Annotated in this window: 1 protein-coding gene; it reads right to left on the bottom strand. The window is 73.2% G+C overall.

Annotated features, from left to right (window positions below):
• Nucleotides 1-1533: condensation domain-containing protein (locus IEZ15_RS43885; RefSeq protein WP_229846608.1), on the bottom strand; the 1533-nt coding region annotated here is incomplete at both ends.

The following is a 1533-nucleotide window of genomic DNA, read 5'->3' as shown; positions in this document are numbered from 1 at the left end:
GGCCAACCGGTTGGCACGGGCGTCCAGTTCGGCGTACGAGACCTCAGCACCGCCCGACACAACCGCCACCGCACCCGGCGTCCGCGCCACCTGCGCCTCGAACAGCCCCGCCACCGTGGCGTCGCCCGGCAGCTCGACCGCCGAGTCGTTCCACTCGGTCAGCACCTGGCGCAGCCCGGTCTCGTCCAGGACCTGGACGGAGCTGAGCGGCACGTCCTCGTCGTGGTCGAGGGCTGATTCGAGCGCGGAGACCAGGTTCCCGGCCGCCGTGCGCACGAACTCGCCCACCACGCGCGGGTCGATCGGCGCGACCGCGTCCACGGCCAGCGTGAACAGGTCGCCGTTGTCGTTGACCGAGACCATCAGCGGGAAGTTGGTGCGCTCCCGCGTGAAGACGGCCCGCATGCCGTCCATGCCCTCGTGGCGCCGCTTGTCCGCGCGCTCCTCGGCGCTGCGGCCCGGGTTGTGCCGGAAGTTGAACAGGGCGGTGAACAGCGGGGTGTCACCGGTGACGCCGCTGGCGCGCTGCGCCACGACGAGCGGTGCGTGCTCGTGCTCCAGGAGCTCCGCCAGCTGGCCGCGCATCGCGGAGACGGCGGCGCGGACACCGGAGGCGTCCGCGCGGACGCGCACGGGCAGCGTGTTCATGTACGGGCCGGGGACCTGGTCGGCGCCCTCGCCCGCGTTCATGCGGCCGAACAGGACGGTGCCGAAGACCACGTCCTCGCGGCCGCTGACCGCCGCGAGCACCCGGGACCACGCGACGTGCATGACCGTCGCGGGGCTGGCGCCGAGGCGCCGGGAGACCTCCCGGAGTCGTATGGTCAACTCCGTGTCGAACGGGACCACTTCGCGTACGGATCCGGCGCCGTCGCCGCGCACGTCCGCGACGCCGAAGGGCGCGGTCGGCTCGGTGACGTCGCCGAGCAGGTCGGCGAAGTAGCGCTCGTGCTCGGAGCGCTCGACGGCGCCGCGCGTCTGGGCGACGAAGTTGCGGAACGACAGCGGCTGCGCCAGTTCGCGGCCACGGCCCGCGAGGATCGCCTGGACCTCGTTGAAGACGATCTCCAGGGCGGTGTGGTCGCGCACCACGTGGTGCGCCCGCAGCAGGCCCAGCCAGCGGCCGGTGCCGGGGATCTGAGCGGCGTGCATCCGGATCAGCGGGGCCTCGCCGAGGTCCATGCGCAGACCGCCGGCTGCGAGGAGCTGCTCCGTCGGGTCGCCGCCCTCGGGGTCGAGGGTGACGTCGGTGACGGGCAGGGTGGCGTGGCGCCACACGACCTGGACCGGCTCGCGCAGGCCTTCCCACACGAGGGAGGTGCGGTAGATGTCGTGGCGGTCCACGACCTGCTGGAGCGCGTCCGCGAAGGCGTCGAGCCTGTCGCGGGCGTCGAACTCGAGCACGGTCGGCATGACGTACGCGTCGTCCCCGCCGTCGGCGAGCAGGTGGTGGAAGAGGAGGCCTTCCTGGAGGGGGGCGAGCGGGTAGACGTCGGCGATGTTGGCCGCGCCGCCGTCGACGGTGGCGACGAC

This window comes from Streptomyces atratus (genome assembly GCF_014648655.1).
GTDB lineage: Bacteria > Actinomycetota > Actinomycetes > Streptomycetales > Streptomycetaceae > Streptomyces > Streptomyces atratus.
This window is presented reverse-complemented; position numbering and strand designations above follow the sequence as displayed.